Below are 23,783 nucleotides of genomic sequence, written 5' to 3'. Positions count from 1 at the left end.
CAGCATCAATAAAAATTTAATTTTATTTTTTTATTTTTACTTTTTTAGAATTAGCGTTTTAAAAAAACAATAAATAAAAGCGATACCAACCTTATCTATGAACACTTTGTAGGGGACAATATGAGTTTTAAATTTTCAAAAATCAGCTTGGCTATATTAGCCAGCATATCAGCTTTACCAGCAATCGCGGAAGAAGTTGATAATAGTGAATCTGAACAACAGGTAATTCAAATTACCGGTTCAAGATTACAACGTTCAACGGCTGCGGCACCAGTACCAACAACGGTGGTTAGTGCTTCACAGATTGAACAATTAGGTTTTACGAATACCGGCGACATTTTAAATAGCTTACCGGCTATTGCCGGCAGTGTTGGCGCACGCAGTGGTTCAAGCGGAACAGGCGATCCCAGTGCAGGACTTGAGCTGGCTAACCTGCGTGGTCTGGGGACAGAAAGAACGCTGGTACTAGTTGATGGACGTCGTCATGTTGGTAGTTCACTCAGCAATACTTCGGTCGATGTAGGCAGTATTCCGGTACAAATGATCGAGCGTGTTGAAGTCATCACTGGTGCAGCAGGTGCAGTTTACGGGGCCGACGCAGTATCTGGTGTGGTGAACTTTATTTTAAAAAAATCTTATAACGGTTTTAAAGCCGACGTCAGATACAGCGAAGCCGCTGAAGGCGATGGAGAAACCTCTACACTCAGTCTTTTAACCGGTACTTCATTTGCCCAAGACAAAGGCAATGTTATGTTCTCGTTGGATTACACCGATCGCAAAGGCGTTATGGCGATTGATCGCTCTTGGTCTGATGTTGAACTTGGCTGGGTTAATGCTGAAGGTTATGTGCCTGGGTATAATGTTCCCATGTTGCGTATTGGTTACGATCTGGGATTTAGTCCTTTGAGCCGTGAAGGTTACGTTTCACAGTATGGCTGGTATACCACGAATATTGGCGCATTACCAACCCAAACATTTAATCCTGATGGCACTAACAGAGACTTTATCGTTGGAAATTGTCAAGGGATTGTTTGTGAAGGTGGCGACTCTTTTAAAACGCATGATTATGACTACTTAAGCGTACCAACAGAACGCATGTTAACCAGCATAGTGACCAATTATGATGCTGACGGACATGAATTATTTGCCCAATTAAAATATTCGCAAACTGTTGGTAACAGTAAATATCAAGGTGGATTGTCTGATGGATTTTATGGACCACAAGCCCGAATATTAAGAGATAACCCTTATCTCGCACAATATCCTGACATTACTGCAGCAATGGACGATGCGGGCATTACCAGCGTGCTTGTCAATAAAGCATATAATGGTTTTGATAACACCATCGAAAATAAATTTGATAGCTTTCAAATTGTGTTAGGTTCATCGGGCCAGTTAACAGATACGATTGATTACGATTTCAGTATGCAATTTGGTCAAACCGATGTTGAATTACGCACACACTCTGCTTATCTTGATCGTTTCTTCCAAGGTATTAACACGGTGACAGATGGTAGCGGCAATATTGTGTGTGCTGATACCAGTAACGGTTGTGTGCCAATTAATCCATTTGGATACAAATCGGTATCACCCGAAGCCGCAGCCTGGTTAAATGATGACAATGCCACTCGCGGTGAATTAACTCAGTCAGTCGCAAACTTTAGCATTAATGGCGACTTGTTCGATCTCGATGCTGGCACCGTTCAATTTGTTGCGGGTCTTGAGTATCGTAAAGAAGAAAGTAAAACGACTCACGATGAAGATTTAACTCGTGAAGACAGTAATGGTAAAGGTATTTTATTTAATACCTACTATGGCGGAGGGTTAATTGGTCAATCAGGTGAATATGATGTTTCAGAAGTTTTTGGTGAAATATTAATTCCCATTTTATCAGACGCAAAATATGCGCAAGAATTAACGCTTGAAGCAGCAGCACGTTACTCAGACTATAGTACGGTTGGTGGACAAACAGCCTATAAGCTTGGACTTAACTGGGTAATCAACGACCAATTCCGATTCAGAGCTACATCTGGGTTGGCTATTCGTGCGCCCAATATTGGTGAGTTATTTCAACCACTAATTATTGGCCCAGTTAAAATTAACGATCCTTGCTCATTAACCTATATCAATTCCGGTCCAAACACCGATCAACGTAAGGCTAACTGTGCATCAGAAAATATTCCAACGGACTGGGTATCATTCCATGATGGTGGTGAAGCCCCAACTTACACCTCGGGTAATCCAGATCTAGAAGCCGAAGAATCAACGACCAGTAGCGCAGGTGTTGTATTTACGCCATCGCCAAACTTCTCGATTGGTTTAGACTATTGGGATATTGTGATTGATAACGCCATATCAACGCCAAGCAACAATGAAATTTTAAATAGTTGTTATGATTTTGCCGATATGGCTGAAAATCCTTTCTGTGCACTATTTGAACGTGATGCGACAACACATGAGATTTCAAAATTGATTAATCAGCAAGTGAATGTTGCTAAACTGAACGCTAATGGATTTGATTTAGAGATGAACTACACTCTCGATTTAAGCGCGGGTTCGGTATTATTCAATTTCGTTGGTAGTTACTACGGCCAGCGTGATCAAGTATTGAATGAGAAAAAACCTGATGAAATACTCGAAGGTGTTAATGTTCAAGGTAGCCCCAAAACCCGTGCTTACTTTGGAACAACTTATCGTCAAGAAGAATGGAATGCCAGTTTAATATTTAATTATATCGGCAGCAGCCGAATTGGCTTACCATCTGACAGTGGTGATAAACTTTATCCTGAAAATCATATTGACTCAGTCACCTACATTAATTTACGTGGCGCATACTTGATCAATGATAATGCAGAGATTTATGCAGGCATTAATAATCTAGGTAATAAAGGACCACAAAAGTTACCTGGTATGCAAATGGGATCAAATATTTATGATGCAATCGGTCGTACTTATTCTGTCGGCGTGAAGTATGAGTTTTAATACCTATTAATCTCACTAAAAAACACCACTTTTAGTGGTGTTTTTTTTACCTTATAAAGCTTGATTTTCATTTTTAATTTATAATTATGCTCAATTATTTCATCAAGAAACTGATTAATTCTAGTGAAATTGAGTGTTAAATCTTTATATGGTCTCCAATAAGTTCTAACAATAACTTTAACACTTCCTACCTCTTTATTTTTTCCGATGTAACGTTCTGTTCACCAACGGTTGGCGTAAAGAAAGGAATAATAACGCTCAAACACAGCGTCAGAATAAATATTAACATTAGGTCCAAAGTTTTTATAAGAAACAGGATTTTTAATGATGCTATCTTTAAAGGCAATGTGATAACCTGATAGATTAAATGTCACCATTCGACCACTGGCAATTTTAATCGGCCGAGTTTTATAAAGCGCGGATTAACAATAGTGATTGAGACATGCTTGCTCCTTAACTTCCTTAAACGGTTGAGTTAAATATGTTCTTTTTTCTTAACCAAAAAAAGTGATTAAGAAAACCAATGATTCAACTTTAATCTTCCTGTGATTAGATGGCCTATCGGCTTAAGGTGTCGCTACGACTCAAACTTACTATTCAATGCAAAACACACCATCAAATATATGACGCACAACGAAGCCGCTTTGTGTTAAAGCAATAGTTAGCTAAACCTGGAAGATTGGTTGTCTATGAAGAGTGCTATTAGATCATTCACTAAATCCTGTTATCCTTGTCTAATAGCTTATGGTTGTCGTAGTCCTCTTGCGGGATAAAATGTATCCGACATTAATCATTCGATAATATGGTATCGCTATATTTTGTGAGTTTTTTTACATGTCAGATTTTTGCAAATCTCAAAATATTATAAATATAATTTAACTCTTATCGCAAAACACCTTGAACGAAGACAGGCACATTGGATTTTACGCAAAAAAAGAAAACGATCCTTTGCTTGTCGAGAAAGTCTGAACAATTAATTCATTTGATTCTATAAACTTAAAATTCATATAACAAATAAAGCATTTATAAAGATAAAAAGTATAAACAAAAAATCATTTATAGCGGATTCATATATTAAAATTTGAGATTGATTTTTTAGTATCAAATAAACATTAAGTTAATTTATTTTTATCGTTCAATTGCGTTATAGATTAATAATAGATTCATTCGTGCAACTAACTAGAGTTCGCAATTTTATAACGGATGGTCTATTAATATTGATATCAGTTATGTAAAAAGGAAAATTTTGAATCCGCGATGTCCGTATCAGAAGTCGAAGACCCTGTAAAAGTATTGGTAATTGACGATGACGCTACTGCACGCAAGGCCGTAACTCAAGCATTAAAAGCACCAGAATTTGAAATAATACAGGCAGCTAATGGCATTCAAGGGATAGAGAAAGCCGTCGAAAACATGCCTGACATCATTCTTTTAGATGTAGATATGCCGGGGCAAAATGGTTACGAAACCTGCGATCAGTTTCGTCAAATTGATGAAACCAAATCTACACCAATCATTTTTTTATCTTCATTATCTAATTTGCGCTCTCGCCTGCAAGGTTTTGAAAGTGGAGCAGACGACTACTTGGTAAAACCTTGGTCAAAAGAAGAGTTGCTCGCCAAAATGGATATCTTAATACGCCATCGTCGCCTTGAAAAATCACTGCAAGGTCGTGTTGAGTTAGCAGAAGTGACTGCTATGCAAGCTTTGACTGATAACAGTGGATTGGGGCAAGCAATACACTTTGTTGATTCATGCATAAAGATCGGCGATATTGAGGAATTACTTATTCATTTGGGAGAATTTCTTTCTTTAATGGGGTTGAAATATTGTGTCATGTATCGCTTTCAAGAGGTGTATGAGTTTTTCTCACATAAGCATAATATTAAGCCATTAGAAAAAGAGTTAATGAAACTGTTACTTAAACAACCTCGCTTTTTTGATTTTGGTTGTCGCACGCAAATTAACTACCCTAATATTTCTGTTTTAATAAAAAATATGCCGCTGCAAAATCGAGAATTTTATGGTCAACTAAAAGATCTTCTTCCATTTATCATTAGCAGTGTCGACAATAAAATTAATGAAATTGAGTCAGAAATTCAATTAAAAAAACAAACAGAATATATGATCCAGTCTTTTGATACCATTAAATCGACATTGACCGATTTAACTAGTTCGTTGATTGCAGGACAAAACGAAGCCAGTGAGATTGCCCGATTATTAATGTATGGTTTAAATGCTGCACTACCAAACATGGGACTTGATGATGACCAGGAAAAATTTTTAATGGATTCAATTGAAAATTCAGTTCACGCCATGCTTGATTATGGGGATAACATTGATGATATAAAATCCTCTTTTGATTTGATTATGAATTCCTTGGAGTCCATGATACAAAACCAATCTAACCATGTTAAAAGTATGTTGGCTCGCAAGAAACTCAATCAAAAAGAAGATTCGCCACAAGAAGATATTAACGACATTGAACTCTTTTAAATTTATGTTTTAGTATCGTCGATATTGTCTAACTTCAAAATATCTTAAGGTTAAAATCGAGAATAAAAACCAGAGTATCAACCAACCACTTATCGCACCACCACCGCCACCAGATGAGGAGTCGCTGGTATTCGGTTCGCTAACAGCCGTTTCATCGTTATCAGTAATTATTGCTGTAATCTGGTTAACTGTACCAAGCATACAATTTTGCACACTCGCCAAGGTAATATTAAAGCGCTCATTATTTTCATCAATGATATCATCAGTAATGGAAAAACTAATCGACTGCGTTGTTTCACCATTGGCAAAATCAATTTCAGTTGATAGTTCACCAGAAAAATCACTGGCATTGGTTGTTCCATGTGAAATTGCTACGCTAACTCGACATTCACCATAGTCACCATTATTACGCTGTACCGTAACACTAAAGCGACCAACAGATTCTGACAGGGTGAGTTCGCCAGTTTGAATAAAACTTAATTCACCAGAGGGAGGTGAGGCTTCATTTTCCAAAATGGTGAATATTGCTTGAGCAGGATCAACAATTACGCTTGCACCTGACGGTTCAACTAACTGCAATATAAAAGTTTCATTACCTTCAAAGTTATTGTCATCGATTAGATTTACATTAACCGTTTTAGTCGTTTCACCATTAGCAAAGATTAACTGCTCATTTAAGGCGGTAAAATCGATATCACTTTGCGCCGTTTCAGCAATCGACTGTAATATAACCGTCGCCTGTCCATAACTACCGCTAACACGATTAATGGTAATCGGCGTACTATTAGTATTTTCTAGTGCGCTATAATTGTTTCCGCTCAATTGAAAATTACCTGCAGCAGGCGTGGCGTCATTTTCCATAATGCTCACCGTTGCTTTTTTCGGATGTATGACCACACTGTCATTAGTAGCATCCTGCAAGTGCAAATTGAAGCGCTTATTGTTATTAAACTCACTGTTATCAATCACTTCAACAGTTACCATTTGGATAGTTTCACCATCAGCAAAATTTAATACCTGATCAACGGTAACATAATCAATACCGGCTAGTGCAGAGATATTTTCACCAACCAAGCGAACACTCGCTGCGCCCGTAGATCCATTGATACGCGCAACAGTTACCATAAAACTTGCAGCATTTTCATTAACAAAAAACTCACTACCGCTCAATAAAAAACTTCCAGCAATAGGCGGTAGCTCATTTTCTTTAATCACAATGCTCGATTTACGGTTGGCAGTAAGTACGGTATCGCCTTGCGGATTACTGAGTAAAATACTAAAGAACTCATCACCTTCATATGTCAAGTCATCCCGTAACGCCACGCTAATGTATTTTTCGGTTTCACCATCAGCAAAATAAAGTGTTCCATTAGCCGCATTAAAATCATCGCCCGCCGTTGCATATTCGTTTTCGGTTTGCCAGTCAACCTGAATAGCACCTTCACTGCCATTAATACGCCGTACTAATACATTGACAATTCCTGCATCTTCTCGTTTTTCATAGTGCACTTCGGCAAACTCAAGTTGTCCACCTAAAGGTGCACTATCATTTTCACTAATTCTGACTTGCGTGCGAATGTTATCACCAGCACTAGCACCATTAAACTGTGCTAAATAAACATCAAAGTTCTCATGTCCTTCATACAAATCATCATCAAACAGTTGTACAATAAACGTTTTACTAGTTTCGCCTGCAGCAAATATTAAGGTGCCAATAGCCGCTTGATAATCTTGACTAGCAGTCGCAAGTCTATCAAGCGTATAGTAATCAACACTGACTTCACCTGCATCACCTTGAGTTCGATTTACAGTTATCGTAACAGACGATTGATTTTCATTAACCAAATAACTTTCAGCAGAAAACGATAGTAGCCCACCCACAGGGATAGCATCATCTTCAACAATATTAATTTGGGCAGCAGATTTTTCACCTACCGAACTATTTTGCTTAGGATTATTTAAGATGAAATTGAAACGTTCGTTGCCTTCATAGATATTGTCATCAATAATATTCAAACTAATAGAGTGTTCTGTTTGTAAATCAGCAAATTGTAACTGTCCGGTTTTAAATTGATAATCCACATTGGCGGTCGCCGAGTCATCCTGCAAGTAATAATCTACAGTGACATTACCATGCGCTCCCGCGCTACGTGTTATTTTTAGCGTGACACTCGCAGAGTTCTCATTCACCTGATAACTTTCAAATTCAACATTAAACTCCCCCGGATCACTATTATCTCCGATACCATCATTGTCGGTATCGAGCCACTCTGTCGGATCTGTCGGAAAAACATCCTCACTATCAACCACACTATCACCATCGGTATCCGCATTATTAGGATCAGTACCTGCGGTAAACTCCTGCAAATTACTGAGTCCATCATTATCATTATCTAATGCAGCATCACTGGCATCTTGTGCATTGAGCTGATATTCGACCTCCCAACTATCCGTCATGCCATCACCATCACTATCAACCGTGTCATTAGCGGCTAATGTCGTCAATTGAATCAGCTCACTCGACACTTGCTGTCCAGCAATATTAAATAATGTCACCTGAGCAAAATAATTGGTCGCCGAATTTAGTCGAACCAATCGCACTGTAGCATTAGTGAGCGCATTGGCTTTTGCTTCACGCTCAACTAATTGATTTGCGTTGGTACTGTAACTAACTTGAGCAAAAACAAAATCATTACTTTGCCAACTCAATGTTGCAGCATTTTGAGTTACCTCAATTAAATTAGGAGCAATTGAAAATTGTGGTAGCACGAGATTACTGCGACTGCCCGAATTAAAAGACATCAAGCTACTTTGCATTCGATTACCTGCAAGGTCGGCTAGTTCATAGTACCACTCATAGGAAGTAGCTGTCGTTAAACCACTTAATACAATAAAATGGGTTTTACTGGTTTGTAGTGTCCCCATTTGTTGCCAGATAGTTTGCCCTGCTTGTCTAAAATAAATTAATACACCGGTTAATTCATCAGTGTTTAACACCACCGATGCTAAATCGCCGTACCCATGAAGCGTTGGAGAACCTATCAGATTTGGCGCCGAATTATCTGTCACTAAACGAGAAATAAATCCCGACGCTCGCTGTTGCTTGTTAAATAAAGCGTTGGCAGAAAAATTAGTTGCAGGCTGAATTTGCGTATCTAACGGTTGACTAGCGGTATATCCCTTTTGATCCGTCGAGTAAGCGGTACAATCATATACTGTGTTACTGGTTAATCCGGTTAAGGTTAATAAATGATCTTTGGTTCGCTTTTGGTGACTGACTTGTCGAGTTTCAGCACTATTTACACACACCAGTCGACCGTCAGCATTGACATCGGTTTCCCAACTGACGGTTATACTACTATCGGTTAATTGCTCAATTTGTGGTTGTTGCATAAAGTGCGGATCACCTTGGTGCCCAACAACTTTAGTACGGAAAGAAAATATTTCACTGCTTAGAGTATTACCAGCCGCATCCTGTGTTTGCACTTGAAAATAGTACAGCGTATCTGATAGTAATCCAGTAATCGGTAAATTATGCAAGGTTCGCAGCCCGCTCTTGGTTTCAACTTGATTAAGCGTATCAGGCGATAATCCTATTAACGCCATAGTCGTTGCAGACTCATCAGTTTGCCAGCGAATCACCACACTTTGATGAGTAATATTTTGAATTAACGGGACACCTAAAATTATCGGCGCGGCGGTATCATCATTGGCTAACGTCGTAAAACTGATTGGCGCACTTAACGTCGGCCCATTACCCGCAGCATCAGTTGAAGAGGCCGTTAAGGTATATGTCGTATTTGGTGTTAAATCAGTTAAATGCATTACATGTTCGGTTACCAATGTATCTTCGGTAACAACATGATATTGCTCTCCATCATTATATGAAACGCCGCTGGTTGCAGGCTCGTCAGTATTCCATAACACAGTCGCTTCAGTGTCAGAAATATTAATGACAATTGGCATTAGCAAAATTTGTGGCGGCTCAATATCTGGAACTGGTAACGTTGTTACCGTAAATGGATCACTAACAGTAGGCCCGTTATTTAATTCATCAGTTATTGCAACACTGACTTCATAAGCCGTATTAGGATCACGACTTTCAATCAACAGCTGATGACAAACATCAAGATTATCGAGAGTATACGGCACACCATCAACCGTTATTGTGCCAACGACTGGACCATCTGCACAAAATGAAATTTCAAATGAGGTTTGGGTAATTTGAGAGACATCAGGCCCAGAGACAAACAACGGTGGTTGCGTATACGGATTAGTTAATGTAGTAAAATCAGTTGTTCCTTGATCCGAAGTTTGATTATCTTTGTCTAATGAATACACTGTGACATCATAGTTTGTTGCAGGCGTCAGTTCCCATAGCACAATGCAGTTATAAGTGGTTAACCGAGTTGACTCAAAACGCAATCCATTTGAAACCTCAACGACACCACGCGCAGGTTTATCCGTTTCCCAAACAACAATAGCTGAACGATCACTAATTCTGGTAATTATCGGTCCACTAATAATTTTAGGCGGCGTATTCTGATGCATCAGAAAAATATGTTCGCTGGTAGGTTGGTCAATTTGATGCGAAATATTGGTGATCGCAAATCCTGAATTATCAGGAGGCAGTACAGCAATATCGATTTGCTGATTATTAAACAATGCAAAAGAAAAATTCCCATTGTTATTCGATATACCATGACTGTCTGCTAAGTCACCTTGATTTTCTAAATAGTAACTTTTTTTATTCTCAGCATAGGCATGATCAATTCTTAGTTTAACATCGGGTACCGCGACGCCGTTTGCATCTAGGGTGCGGCCGGTCAGCAACGACATCGGTAATTGAATATTCAGTGAGCTGTCGGACGATAGCGAAATATTATCAGGTAAGTAATAAACCGCCGCAAAATCAGGAACGGGATAAAGCGGATTTTGGCGAGCATCACCATTTTGGTTGATTTGCTCGGGTGACAGCCATTTTAAATAGGGACGAATTTTATAATGCCCTGCTGCTACTTTAAATGTGAAGTTGCCATCAGTATCGGTTATTACCGCAACATCGACCGGTTGGTTGGTCACTTCATCGTGAATGCTGAGCAAGGTATTATCAACCACATTACCGTCACTGTCGGTTAATTGTCCTGACAGAGTAAATGCGGGTGACAATACAAAAGTATCAGTAGTATCACCACTTATCGTGTACTGCTTATATTGCGTTGTTGCCAGTTGACGATTATTAAGTGGCGGCTGAAAAGTTAAATTCATAGGTTGATCGATAAACAACGCTACTCGCAGTTGTCCGTTATTATCGGTTTTGGCGTGGGTTTGCAGTGATTTTCCTTCGCTTTCTAAATAATAGCTTCTCGCATTGTCATGTAAGATATGACTAATTTTTAACTGTGTATCAGCAACCGGATTACCATTTGTATCTTGTACGTTTGCATTTAGCCAGGCCAAAGGCAGGCTTATATCCTGCGTCGTGTTACCAGTAACAACGATATTATCTTGTGCAAATAATACCGCTGCAAAATCAGGAACCGGATAAACAGGTTGTCCAACATTATTACCTAATGGACTGATTTGCGGTTTGATTTTGTAGGTGCCTGGAGCAACACTAAATTGATATGCGCCATTGCTGTCGGTGTAAACGGCTCGACCAATTTGCTGATCAGAATCTTGCTCATGTAAAGTGAGTGCGACATTGTCAATTATGCGGCCAACACTATCTCGCAGAATACCGGTTAACATCACCCCATTGACCAGAGTAAAAGTTTCGCTGCTATCGGCTGTCATGGAATATTGACTAATCGTCGTTGCCGCCAAATCACTTCTATCAGAGGGAGGTACTAAAATAATATCCGTTACCTGATTAGTAAATATTGCAAAGCTGAAACGGCCATTTTCATCTGATTTCGCATAACTGCCTGCGGCGCGACCATAGTTTTTTAAATAGTAGTTAAATGTTTCGCTTTGCTGTTGATGTTCAATCATTAAAGCAACACCGGCTACCGGGTTACCGCCACTATCTTGGGTTTCACCCGATAAAATGGCAAATGGCACAGTTACATCAAGTTGCGTATCTGTCTGCATTTGAATATTTTCGCTAGCATAATAAACCGCCGCAAAATCCGGCACGGGGTACGCTGGTATTACCCGATTAGTTACTTCACTATAAATGTCAATAACAGGGCGAATTTTATATCGATCAGGGGCAACCGGAAATTCAAAGTACCCTTCGTTGTTAGTGGTAACCGGATTACCGACCTGATTACCTGTCGTTTGTCGATGCAGACTCACTTGTACATTATCAATGACTCGACCTTGCGCATCTTTTAAATAACCAGAGAGTTTGAGCGCATCACCGATTAAACTGATCCAATGAATCACATCACGCTCAGCAATGGTAATCGGCTGGATCGGTGTTGCTGCAAAACCACTGGCTATGGGCGGAGTTGCACTAATGAAATAATTTCCCGCCGTTAAAAATTGAAATATATAAGCACCATCTGCGGTGGTAGAGGTGGAACCAAGCAATTGCTGCTGTGAATTAAATAAGGCAACCCGTGCGCCTTCAATTGGCGCACCTTCTCCAGTAACGATACCGCGTAAATTTACGCCAGTCGATACAGGGGGAACAACGACTTCTGTTCCTGGATCACTCTCATTATTTGGATCAGTATTATCTGTGGTATCACAGGCATCTCCCAGACCATCATTATCACTATCGGTTTGTTCACTGTCTGGCGAAAATGGACAACTATCTTGTTCATTAATAATGCCGTCTTCATCGAAATCGGTCACTGGATGATTGGTCATAAAATTAACCATTTCGCTGAGTGTCAGTTCACCTTGTTGGTTATAAATTTCAACCTGAACATAATAAACAGAACTTTCCAGCAGGTCGGTCAACGTTCGGCTATGACTCGGCGCCAGCTCACTCACCGAAACATTTTTATCCAGTGAATTTCGATCTAAACCGTAATTAATTTTTGCCCAAGTTAGAGTTTCAGTTTGCCAATTAACGGTAGCTTGATGTTCTCCAATTTCACTAATTGTGGGTTGTACACTAATGGTTGGTTCAACCATATCGGCAACTTGCCCCGACTCAAATTGTGAAGCTTCGCATGTATTTGTGTTCCCCGCTTGATCAGTAAGTGTCAATTGATATTCATAGCTGGATTGCGGTGTCAAATCATTGATCACAAGTGCACCTTGAGTAACCAGATTAACTTCTCCGCATTGCTGCCAACTACTTGAACCTACAATTCGATATTCAAAAATAGCACTGGCAACTTCGTCAGCCTGCCAGGTCAAATCGGCAGTTTCACCAAACCCTGAAATCTGTGGCTGACGAGAACAACTGGGCGCAGTCGTATCAGGTAAATCATCCGTGGTCAAAACCAATTGCGCACTGACGCTTTGACCAGACAAATCCGTCGAAGTAATCGTACAACGTAAACTAGTCATTGCAGGCAATTCTGTCAGCGTTAGTAAATGCTTAGTAGCAAAGTCTGTCGCGCTGGTTTGATCATTAAGACGATCACCCTGACATTGCAAATGACTATCGGCATTAATATTGGTCTGCCAGCTAATAGATAGCGCATCCTGCGAAATAGATTCAATTGTGGGACCCGCGACAATTAACAGCGTATCAGGCGTTTGCGTTATTGCCAGAGTTTTAAAAGAGTGAACACTACTGGCAACCGTATTGTTAGTACTATCACTTGAGCGAACAATAAAATAGTACAGTGTGTCAGGCTCAAGTGCGCTAACCGGCACACCATGTGCTGTATCTAATCCATTAGAAGTAAATATTTGATTTAATTCGTTTGCCATAAGACCTAACAAAACTTCGCTAGTCGCAGGCTCATCAGTTTGCCACAATATAAAAGCGCTGTTTTGCGTAATATTTTCAACATTGGGTCCAGTTATAATTTTAGGTGCTTGGTTATCGGGTAATGCCTGTGTAGTAAATTCTACTGGAGAAGAAACAACCGGACTATTACCAACAGCATCTGTAGATGAAACGGTTAATTGATAAGTTGTTTCTGGCAATAACTCTGTCAATAAAATTTCATGCTCAGTCACCAACTGTTTGTCGGTTAACTGGTTTTTAGGGCCACCGGTTTTAATCGAATAGCTGACACCACTGTCTGCAACTTCATCGCTCGTCCATTTTACCAGTGCGGTGGTTTGAGTAATATCAACGACGATTGGTCCCGATAAAATCAGCGGGCTATTAATATCAATTTCTTCACGTGTTGTCACTTGGACTGGTTTACTGATAACCGGACCATTGCCAGCCAGGTCGCTACCACTGCAAGTCACCGTATAGGTTGTCGCAGGTTCTCTATCGTTGACTGTCAATTGATGACACTTACTGCTGTTGCTTAAAATAAAGTCAACACCGCTTACTGTAATTTTACCGGTAACAGGTTCATTCATACAAAATGACACATTAAATTGATCAAAATCGATAGCACTGATTTGTGGACCTTCGGTAAATTGCGGCAATTTTGTATCAGCGATTGCCAGTGTTTTAAAGCGAGTGTTACCTGGTAAACATGCATTGCCTTTTTCATCGACAGAATCAACTTGAACATTATATTCGGTATTCGGTGCTAACCCACTTAATACGATACTGTGTTGAGTAACCAAGTCATTTTGTGCAACTTCTGTTGCACCAATTGTTACTTTCGATGTTGCCGGTTTATCCGTTTCCCACTCAATAACAGCCGTGCTATCCGTAATATTAATTACATATGGACCAGCAATGATTTTGGGTAATGACACCTCAATATCAGGTAGTGGTAGTGTTGTAAAATCGATAACATGACTACTGTTTATTTGTGCGGAAACATTAAATACATCAACCACCAAATAATAGGTTGTCTCTGGTTGTAGATCGGTAAGGTTAAGTGAATGAGCTAATTTAAACTCGCTGACTGAGCGGGTTAAATTTAAATTATTGTTGGCTAATCCATAACGTACTTGCGCACTGGCCAAATCTTGTGTAGTCCAATTTACAATCGCACTGCTTTGAGTAATATCACTGAGGTAAGGAACAATATCAAATTCAGGCAACGGAATATTATCTGTCGTGCCAGAATTAAATTCAGCTTGAACACAACTATTTCTATTACCAGCAAGGTCCGTTAAGCTGATTTGTTGTTCGTAACTTGTATCAGCAAGTAAATCCGTTAACATAATAGTACCTGACTGCGCGGGATTTTTCTCACCACGCTGACGCCACTCATCAGTTCCTACTTGTCGATAATTAATCGTGGCATAAACGGGTTCAGTTGCTTGCCAAGACAAATTGGCAAACGTTGCATAACCTTGAATTTGTGGAGCTTGCAAGCATTCGGGTAACGTTACATCAATCACTTTCTCCGTTCGTATTGCAACGGTTTCAAGTGCGGTATTACCGGCAATATCTGTCGAGTAAACCGCACAACGATAACCTGTATTTAAAGTGAGTCCAGTTAATGTCAGTCGATGATTTTTAACATAGTCAAACTTATTAACTTCTTTGATACCACCGATCGCTTCACAAACCATTCGGCTATTGGCTTTTACATCGGTTCGCCAGCTAACCGTGATACTATTGGCGGTTATATTTTCAATCACAGGTCCAGAGAAAATTCGTAGATGATTGGTTGGTAAATTTGCTTGTGTGGTAAAAGAGAACGTACTACTTGTGGTTAAGTTACCAGACAGGTCTTGTGATTCAACTTGATAATAGTAAGTCGTATGAGCGGCCAAGCTGTACAAAGTTAATTGATGATCGGTTGTCATACCCGAAATTGAAATATTCTGATCCAAATTATTTTGTGTTGTACCAAAACGCATTAACGTGGTCGAAGACTCATCGGTTTGCCAGCGTACAGTGGCTCGACTATTTGTCATTTCTTCAGCCAGCGGACGACCAATAATTAAAGGCGCACTAGTATCGGGCAGTGCAGCTGTTGTCAACTGGATACTTTCAGAAGTACTGGGACCATTATTTTTTGCATCAACCGATGAGGCCGTTAATAAGTAAGTGGTTCCTGGATTAAGTCCGGTTAATAAAACATTGTGAAAAGTTACCAGTCGTTCATCAGTGTATACACCATAGTTTTGGCCGTAAGAATAACTTAAATTACTGGTTGCTGGTTCATTGGTTGTCCATACGATAATCGCACTATCGTCAGTCACATCAATTACAATCGGTTGATTGGTAAATACCGGTAAATCTGAATCTGCCGCCGCATTTGTGGTGATCTGCAGTGTATTACTGACCGTTGGACCATTACCGGCAACATCATTGATACTCACAGTCATTTGATAATTTGTATCTGCCATTAAATTATCCACTTTAACTTGCTGACATTGACTAGCATTATTAAAAAACTGATCTACACCATCGACGGTAAGTTTTCCCAAAATGGCTTCGTTTGCACAAAAGGTAACGAGTATTTGATCATTATCGATTACGGCAGCATAAGGCATAACGGTAAATTGCGGTGCAGTTGTATCAGCTTGAGCAGCGGTGGTAAATAAACGTGACTTTACCACCGAAGTATTCCCTTGAGCATCGCTAGAGGTGACATTAATCGAATATGCGGTATTGGCCGATAAGCCAGTTAATGTGACGCTATGCGCTGTTGTTAATTGATTGTCGCTAAACACACTTCCACCAACAATACTCACCCGACTGGTGGCTGGTTCATCTGTTTGCCAGACGATTGTTGCCGAGCTATCTGAAATATTTTGAATATGTGGACCATCGATAATTTGAGTTGCAGTTTGATCATCAAAGGTTAGGACTTGAGTTAACGTTTGATTTGCATTAATTGAATAATCACTTTGCAGTGCTTGATTAAAACCACTATCTTGCGGCGGTATAAATGTCATATCATAAAGACAGTCATTACTATCTGCATAGTAATTAGATGCAATACAACTGTCTGTCGAAAAAAGTAGCAGTGTAAAATCACCATTGGCATCAGATATACTGCTCCCATTATCAACAACGACACTATACCGAGAGAGTTTTCCCTGAGTTCCCTGCTCTGGTCCGGACCAATCTTTATTAGTTTTAACTTCAACCCCCGCAATAGGAACATTATTCGCATCGACAGTTTTTCCGGTAAGAATTAAAAAATTGAAAACTTGATCCTTAACCAAATCGCCAGCGACATTAAAATCTGACGAGATGAAAGTTGCAGAATATGGTGCATGATTTAAATTAGTATCACTCGCGTAAAAGTTGGTAAAAAGGATGTAATCTCCATTATCAACTGTCCATGAATAGCTGCCTGTTTCTCCGACCTGGGTAGCCGCTTGAACGAGTTGATTATTTCCACCAACAACCTTATACAAACTGACATAAGCGTTGGGAATAGGATTACCAAGATGATCTTTAATTGTTCCACTTAACTGAGCAGCCTGTAACGATTGGAAAAATCCAAAACACAATACAATGAAAAGAAGCAATGAAGAGGTGAACGTTAACCGACTACATCTGTTTTTCATAAAAACAAGTCCTGTTATAAGTTTAACCTGAACAGGTGTCTCTATTACCACACAAAGACAAGCAATCGATTGACCAAAATGATGTTATTTATTTAAACATTATTTTTGGGCGACCCCGCTATCTTAGGTAAAGATTCACCCTTAGACCGGTAGTTTTGCGAATCTGGCTTTTCATACCAGATAGCCTTTTTTCCAAAATTAACAAAGAGATAACGATGCAATCTCTCGGTATTTTTTAAGTTTTTAAATGTAAAACTGTTATAGCATTCACATTTTAGTTAATACTTTTTATCCTAGATTTAAGTTTATCGGACAAAAATATCAAAAACTTTAGATAATTTTAGTCGCTTTAATGCCAACAGATTGCATAAAAATGCACGCTTTTTTCAATTAAAAATGAATTAATCTAAAGCGATACCTGTACGATTAAAATTTATTGCTATGATAAAAATTTTAGTAGAAGAAAACGTCTGTGATAGCAAATAATAATATTCTATAAAAACAAATAACTGACTGTTACATTTGCTTATTTAACCAATTAATCGACTTTTATCAACGAGTCAGTATTTAAATGACTGAAATTAGAGAAATCATTCGTATCAATGACCGAATGAAATGTTACTACCCAAAAAAAGAGCCACATTAAGTGACTCTTTTATCAATTAAACACAAGATAAACAATACTTTTAAATTGGTGCACCGGGCGGCATTTTAGGTAGCTCAATTAAATCTTTTTGTTTATCAATAGAGAGTTCTTCTAGCCGTTTTGACTGGTAAGCATAAAAGCCATAGTAACTAGAGGTTTTACGCACTGCTGTCAGCTTACGTAATAAATAATCTTTTTCTTTCAGTAATACACCAAAAATTTGCATTCGAACCTGACGTGAAACACGGTCATCATGTAACAGGTTAAGGTAATTTGAATAAATCAAGTCAACCACGGTTTGGTGGATTGCAGATTGAATACCATCGTAGTTTTGCTCAATTACTTGTTGCTTTAATTCAGTAGCAATACTTTCAATTGATGGAATATTTGCGTCAACAGCACTTTGCTCAATAATACGCGCCAAACGCTGTGGATGTAAAATCAAGCTTAAAGTGTGTTGTGCCGAAGCCGCCGCCAAACTGATTTGGTCAAATGCCGTGCCGGTTTCTCCTTGTACTGATTCGCGAGTACGTTGAAATCCAGTCGCTTTAGGGAGTAATAAATTGGCCAGTTCTGGTTTTAAACTGAGAAACTCCGGCTGTAGTGATTTTAATATTGATTGCAACGCTTTGCTTTGTTGCTCTCCAGTAACCATACTCGATTGCGGGAGTCGATTACCGCGCTTAACCGAATAATCAAAGTTCATTCCACCCAACCATTTCGCGGCTGCTGTAATCTGGTAACGATGAAAGTAGTAAGCCGGTACTAATATCTCCTGTAAATCTGACCAGGGTCGTCCCCACTTAAGATTTCTCGCACCAAAATTGTTGAGCGCAACTTCGCGCACCTTATACATATTTTCAAGTTCTACGACTGCATCATTGCCGTTATCCCATAAACTGGCATAAGCATGAGGGCTACCTGGACTGCGCGCATCGCTATCAGTAATAAATAATAATCCGGCTTTTTCACTATCGGCAATAATTTTATCGAGTCCCGGTTGCTCTTTGTCTGCTTCAAATTGCTGATAACCATAAGCAATAACCGCTTTATCCCATTTTCCCATACCAACCGCATAGGCATTTGGTACGCCAACCTTATTAGCATTCACAGTAAATTGAGGGTGCGGATAATCCATCACCGATTCACGGCCATAATTACTGGCTGCAAAGTTATGCTTAATGCCTAAGGTGTGACCCACTTCGTGTGCCGATAATTGACGAATTCTGGCAAGTGCCATATCGAGCAAGGCCTTGTCTTCTTCATCTTTAGTAAATGGCCCCATAAGCGCCTGTGCAATTAAGTAATCTTGACGCACACGCAAAGATCCCAGCGTCACATGTCCTTTAATGATTTCACCCGTTCGCGGATCCACCACGCTTGACCCATATGACCAGCCACGAGTTGCCCGATGCACCCATTGAATAACGTTATATCGAACATCCATTGGATCAGCATTATCAGGTAGCATTTTTACTTGAAAGGCGTTTTTATAACCGATTGCAGTAAAGGCTTCATTCCACCACATTGCCCCATCAATCAATGCCGATTTAACCGGCTCTGGTACACCAGGATCAAGGTAATAAACAATGGGGTTCACTGGCTCACTTACTTTCGCCGTCGGATTCTTCTTTTCCAGTCGATGTCTGGCGATAAAACGCTGTGTAATGTGTGAGTTGATAGGCTGAGCATAATCCATAAATTGTACTGACCAATACCCGCTTTGTGGATGGTAAGCTCTTGGTTTATAACCAGCGTCTGGCAAGCGAATAAAGCTATGATGCATTTTTAAGGTAATGGCATAAGGATCGGCAGCAACTTGAGCTAAATATTTACCCGGTTTATTGCCGGTCAATGTGATAATCGCTTCTAGCTCAGTATTATCCTGAAATGCAGTTGTTCTTGGCATATAAACAGACGAGCGAGAAGGATCAACGCGAAATCCACTCCCCTGTTGCTGGCGCTCTAAGGTTCGGCCTACACCATGTATATCTTGTAAAATAAAGTCGCTCGCATCAACCAGCACCCAACCTTTACCAGTATCAACAATTTTAAATCCCCAGAGCACTGCCGGTGCAAATGCTTCTTCAACAGCACTGGCTTCTTGTTCATTGTCGGTTACTGCTCGAAACGCAGTGGGAATCTGCTTGAGAAAAACTTTGTTGCCATGTCGTTCAAATGTCACTAATCGCGTATCGCCAAGTTGACCTCTATCGAGACCAATATCATTTGAACCTAATCCATTAGGCAGACTGGTTTGATAAATAAACTCTTCACCAATATTTTCTATCTTTAGATAAAGCTTATCTTCACCTTTATCATGAATAACACTGACAAATCCATTATCGAGACTATATAACTTTTCAAGGGCCGCTAAACTCTTGGCATTTGTCTCGCTGCTCAAAATAAGCGCCACAATAAAACACCCAAGATAGATTAACATTTTATTCATAATTTGATCCTTATAGCCTGTCATTTATGATAAACCAAGCGGTTTAAATTAAACTTAATCGATTTTTAAGAACGTGTCATTATTATATTATTAAGATTTAAGTTTAATCGCTTAAATAACCATTTTGTATTGTTTAGCAGAACGACAATATTAATTTTCTACTCACACTAAAATCAAGTCGTGACGCACTTGATTTTAATGACTCACCCAACCGTTCACATATTTCTGTAGCCACATTTCATGCACAATGCCTATTTTGCATTTGATTCAATATCGCCAGTTTTCCCGTATTACACTATAGTCTAATTGATCCGTCCATTCACCTCGCACTAAAAAATGCTGATGAAAATGTGCCTCTCTGACCATACCGACTTTTTCCATCACTCGATAAGAAGCAATATTTCTTGGATCACAACGAGCGATCACTTTATGCAGTTCAAAATGTTTAAATAAATAGCTAACCAACAGTTTAACGGCTTCAGTACAATAGCCATTACCGGTATATTTGGGGCTTAAGCGATAGCCAATTTCTGCTCGTTGGTTTTCCCAGTCATCAATTCTAAATACAATTTCACCAACCAAGTCACCATATAAATGCAGCGTAGAGTCGACCGTAGATTCATTAGAGACGACTAGCTTAGTTTGTTGCCAGTCAAGCTCTGACACAGATGCAGCATTAACTGACTTTTCACACATAATTATGCCATTCCAACGTCCGGACTCCAATCGCCAAGGAGAAGAATGCTGTGCGACAATTTGCTGAACTCGCTCTTTATCATCAACATTACCAATATACTGACTATTGGCGGGATCGGTACGATAAGCCATCACCGCAGGCAAGTCAGCCGCAACACAGGGCCTTAACACAAGCTTTTCACCGACTAACACCGGAATGGTGATAGGCTCCTCTGGCTGGTACTCAAATAATTTCGGTATGTTACTCATCGCTGTCTTCTTAATAGGTTCGTTATTATGAATGGCTGACTTTTTAAACTAGTCAGCCATCGACTCATCGACCTTGTTTGGTGCTTGTTTAGTTTTTGGTTCTGATTTCGCTGGTGCATCAATATGCTGAGCAAAAAATAGTGCGTTAGCAAATAATCGACTCGAACCCAGCCAAATCCCGCGAAACAATGGGTTATCCGAGAATAAAATAACATTTCCAGCCCCCAACTTTTGCACCATTATGGCGGTTTGTCCTTTAATATGCTCACTTACTTTTGCAGACATATAACCAGCCACATGAGGTTTATCAGTAAAGCGGGCAATAGCAGAAAATGCCTCATTCGGTAATTCAAATGCTTGTGTGCGCCGCTTAAAGATCGCAATTTGTGAGTTGTCCAATCCAAACCCAATAGGATGGGTGGTATCAATTTCAACCTGTGCTATCGCACCACCAACATAGTGTTTAGCTTCATAATGCTGACGTTCAGCATACGGAATTCCCCTTTTGACTTCGGTTTCCTCTTGCGCCTCAAAAGGTTTGACTTGACTCGAAGTCAAACCCTGTTCAGTTGCCCAGCGAGCACCACCAGAATGCGCAATTAAATGTCCTCCCTGCTGAATCCAATCAATAATCTTTTGCTTTGTCGTGTCATTAAATTGATAGCGACCATGTACCAACAACAAATGGGTGTAGTTACTGAGCGTGACGCCTTTCAATTGCGCGCTGGTCACTCGGGTTAATGGCAACCCTAAGCGTTGATCAATAAAATGCCAGGCTTCACCTGCATCATATCCAGAAACGCCATCACCAATAATCAATAACGGTTTGACAGGCTTTAGTACTGGCATATCAGGGCTACCTAAATCAACGCCATGAAGCGCCAGCCCTGAAGTAATTAGTTTCGGCTGATAAGTCCGTTTTGCTAGCTCATCCACTACCCAATTGATAACTTCTTCACGAGATATAGATTGATCATTCAGTGTTAAAATCACACTCCCCGGCGCAAGTGAGGCAGCCTGTCCTTTATTTTGTCGACTTTTGTCCTGTCCACGGGTATTTTGTTGACTTGCAAGTTTAGGCTGATGATAAGAAACTTCTTGCATACTCGACAACAGACGCAGGCCTTTTTGCTGTAATAACTGAATCATTTGCACACTGGAGAAATCACGCCAATCAAAACCAAGTGCAATCACCTCATCGCTAATCTCAATTGGGCCTTCAAGGTCTTGTCGATTTGTGGAAGAAGCATTTGCTAATAATGACTGACTGAAATCTGAACGACTAACAAAGGCATAATCCACATCAAAAGCCAAGCCAAAGTTCCAACTAGATACATCATAAAATATAGTATCTTTAAAGGATTTACGCGACTCAAACAGCGAGGTGATTAAACGATACTGAGGTTGCTGCAATGGAATGATATAGCTATTGTCGGGTAAATAGGCTTGTTTGTTAACCGACACTTTTTTAGCCAGTGGATAATACTGTATTTGATGTTGCTGTAAAATATTCAGCAGTTCGTGCATACGATACTTATCTTGTGAAGCAATAACCACTGCCCGATTTTTATCATCCTTAGCCAATGCTTTGGTTTCAGTGATAAAATGCTTACGCATTTGTTTTAACGCTTGCCGATTTTCCTGCGCCGCTTCAATTGTTGAAAACGAAGTTGCCAAATGATGACGGATCGCTTTAGCAAAACTTAAAGGACCATATTCCGACTGTTGATAATGGCCACGAGCACTGGCCTGTTCAAATAAGATACCTACACTGCCATGAGCATCTGGATAGGTAGAACCTTTACCAAAATAAAAGTCATCAAACCTTTCGCGCGAGTAATATAAAGCACCGATTTTATCTAGAGCTTTCGCATGGTAGTTGGCGATCTTTTGCGTCATGACATAATTACTATCGGCAATCAGTGGATTATGTCTGGCGTGTTCTCCCGGTTGAAAAAAATAGGTACTATCAGTGCCCATTTCGTGAAAGTCAGTCAAAATCTGTGGACGCCAGCGATGAAATTGGGCGACTCGCGCTTGAGATTCAGGGTGTTGCAACAACAGCCAATCGCGATTTAAGTCAAACCAATAATGATTAGTACGGCCTGAGGGCCAGGCTTCGTGATGTTCAATATCGCGAGAGTCCAAATTTTTGGTGTAGCTCTGAGTTGAATTCACCCAATGTGCGAATCGGGCTAAACCGTCAGGGTTTAACATGGGGTCAATAATGATAACCTGCTCCCGCAATTGTGCGAGAGTTTGTTTGTCATTGGCGCTCGCCAGATGATAGGCCAATAAGAGTGAGGCATTACTGCCACTTGCCTCATTACCGTGAACGCTATAGCCCATCCATGTAATCAACGGAGTATTATCCGTTTGTTGCTGTAAATGCTGTTGACGAATTTGCGCTAGCCTCGCGATATTTTCGGGGGCAGAGATGTAAACGAGAATCAATGGTCGTTTTTCATGGGTGTAACCGATCACTTCGAGCTTGACTCTATCGGAATTGGCCGCCAACTGTTGCATATATTGATAAATCTGCTCTGGCCGTACGTGCCATTCACCAACTTCAAAGTTGAGGATTTTTGCTGGCGTAGGAATTTGCTGGTTGTAGGTAGGTGAATCGGGCAAATAGTCAATCAGTTCAACTGCTTGTAGTTGTTGTATCTGTAAAATACTCAGTAGTAGCAAACCATAGCTTCGCCAGTTGAATCGTATTAGCTTTTTCACCCTGTAAACACC

The 23,783-nt window shown here is 39.9% G+C and carries 6 protein-coding genes and 1 riboswitch; of the genes, 2 read left to right on the top strand and 4 right to left on the bottom strand.

The genetic code is table 11. The features are described 5' to 3' along the window. The first annotated feature begins 120 nt into the window (after nt 1–120). Together ABVT42_RS02410 and ABVT42_RS02405 are read left to right on the top strand one after the other, a co-directional pair. The gene (locus tag ABVT42_RS02410; RefSeq protein ID WP_353897932.1) at nt 121–2,982 is read left to right on the top strand and encodes a TonB-dependent receptor plug domain-containing protein; all 2,862 of its coding nucleotides are present in this window, start codon (nt 121–123) and stop codon (nt 2,980–2,982) included. Between the two features lie 1,257 nt (nt 2,983–4,239). Next, nucleotides 4,240–5,478, top strand: coding sequence for a response regulator (locus tag ABVT42_RS02405; RefSeq protein ID WP_353873512.1), 1,239 nt, complete (start codon nt 4,240–4,242; stop codon nt 5,476–5,478). Between the two features lie 9 nt (nt 5,479–5,487). Here the strand turns inward: ABVT42_RS02405 and ABVT42_RS02400 are convergent, their stop codons facing one another. The 4 genes from ABVT42_RS02400 to ABVT42_RS02385 form a co-directional block, all read right to left on the bottom strand. Beyond that, complete coding sequence (locus tag ABVT42_RS02400; protein ID WP_353873511.1) at nt 5,488–16,998, bottom strand: Calx-beta domain-containing protein; 11,511 nt, start codon at nt 16,996–16,998, stop codon at nt 5,488–5,490. A gap of 105 nt (nt 16,999–17,103) precedes the next feature. Next, nucleotides 17,104–17,194, bottom strand: a riboswitch (cyclic di-GMP riboswitch). Nucleotides 17,195–17,684: 490 nt separating this feature from the next. Further along, nucleotides 17,685–20,096 (bottom strand): zinc-dependent metalloprotease, encoded by a 2,412-nt coding sequence (locus ABVT42_RS02395; protein ID WP_353873510.1) that lies wholly within the window; start codon nt 20,094–20,096, stop codon nt 17,685–17,687. 267 nt (nt 20,097–20,363) lie between these two features. Continuing rightward, on the bottom strand, nt 20,364–21,041 hold the full coding sequence (locus ABVT42_RS02390; protein WP_353873509.1) for a GNAT family N-acetyltransferase: 678 nt from the start codon (nt 21,039–21,041) through the stop codon (nt 20,364–20,366). 48 nt (nt 21,042–21,089) lie between these two features. Then, nucleotides 21,090–23,771 carry a M14 metallopeptidase family protein gene (locus tag ABVT42_RS02385; RefSeq protein WP_353873508.1) on the bottom strand — a complete coding sequence of 894 codons (2,682 nt, stop codon included), beginning with the start codon at nt 23,769–23,771 and terminating at the stop codon, nt 21,090–21,092. Nucleotides 23,772–23,783 lie beyond the last annotated feature (12 nt).

It is taken from the genome of Aliikangiella maris (genome assembly GCF_040719265.1).
In the GTDB taxonomy this organism is placed as follows: Bacteria; Pseudomonadota; Gammaproteobacteria; order Enterobacterales; family Kangiellaceae; genus Aliikangiella; species Aliikangiella maris.
Note: the sequence above shows the minus strand (reverse complement) of the source record. Positions and strands in the feature narration are given on the sequence as shown.

Coding starts and splice junctions, on each gene's coding strand:
- ABVT42_RS02410 (WP_353897932.1), top strand. CDS start 121: ATGAGTTTTAAATTTTCAAAAATCAGCTTGGCTATATTAGCCAGCATA.
- ABVT42_RS02405 (WP_353873512.1), top strand. CDS start 4,240: ATGTCCGTATCAGAAGTCGAAGACCCTGTAAAAGTATTGGTAATTGAC.
- ABVT42_RS02400 (WP_353873511.1), bottom strand. CDS start 16,998: ATGAAAAACAGATGTAGTCGGTTAACGTTCACCTCTTCATTGCTTCTT.
- ABVT42_RS02395 (WP_353873510.1), bottom strand. CDS start 20,096: ATGAATAAAATGTTAATCTATCTTGGGTGTTTTATTGTGGCGCTTATT.
- ABVT42_RS02390 (WP_353873509.1), bottom strand. CDS start 21,041: ATGAGTAACATACCGAAATTATTTGAGTACCAGCCAGAGGAGCCTATC.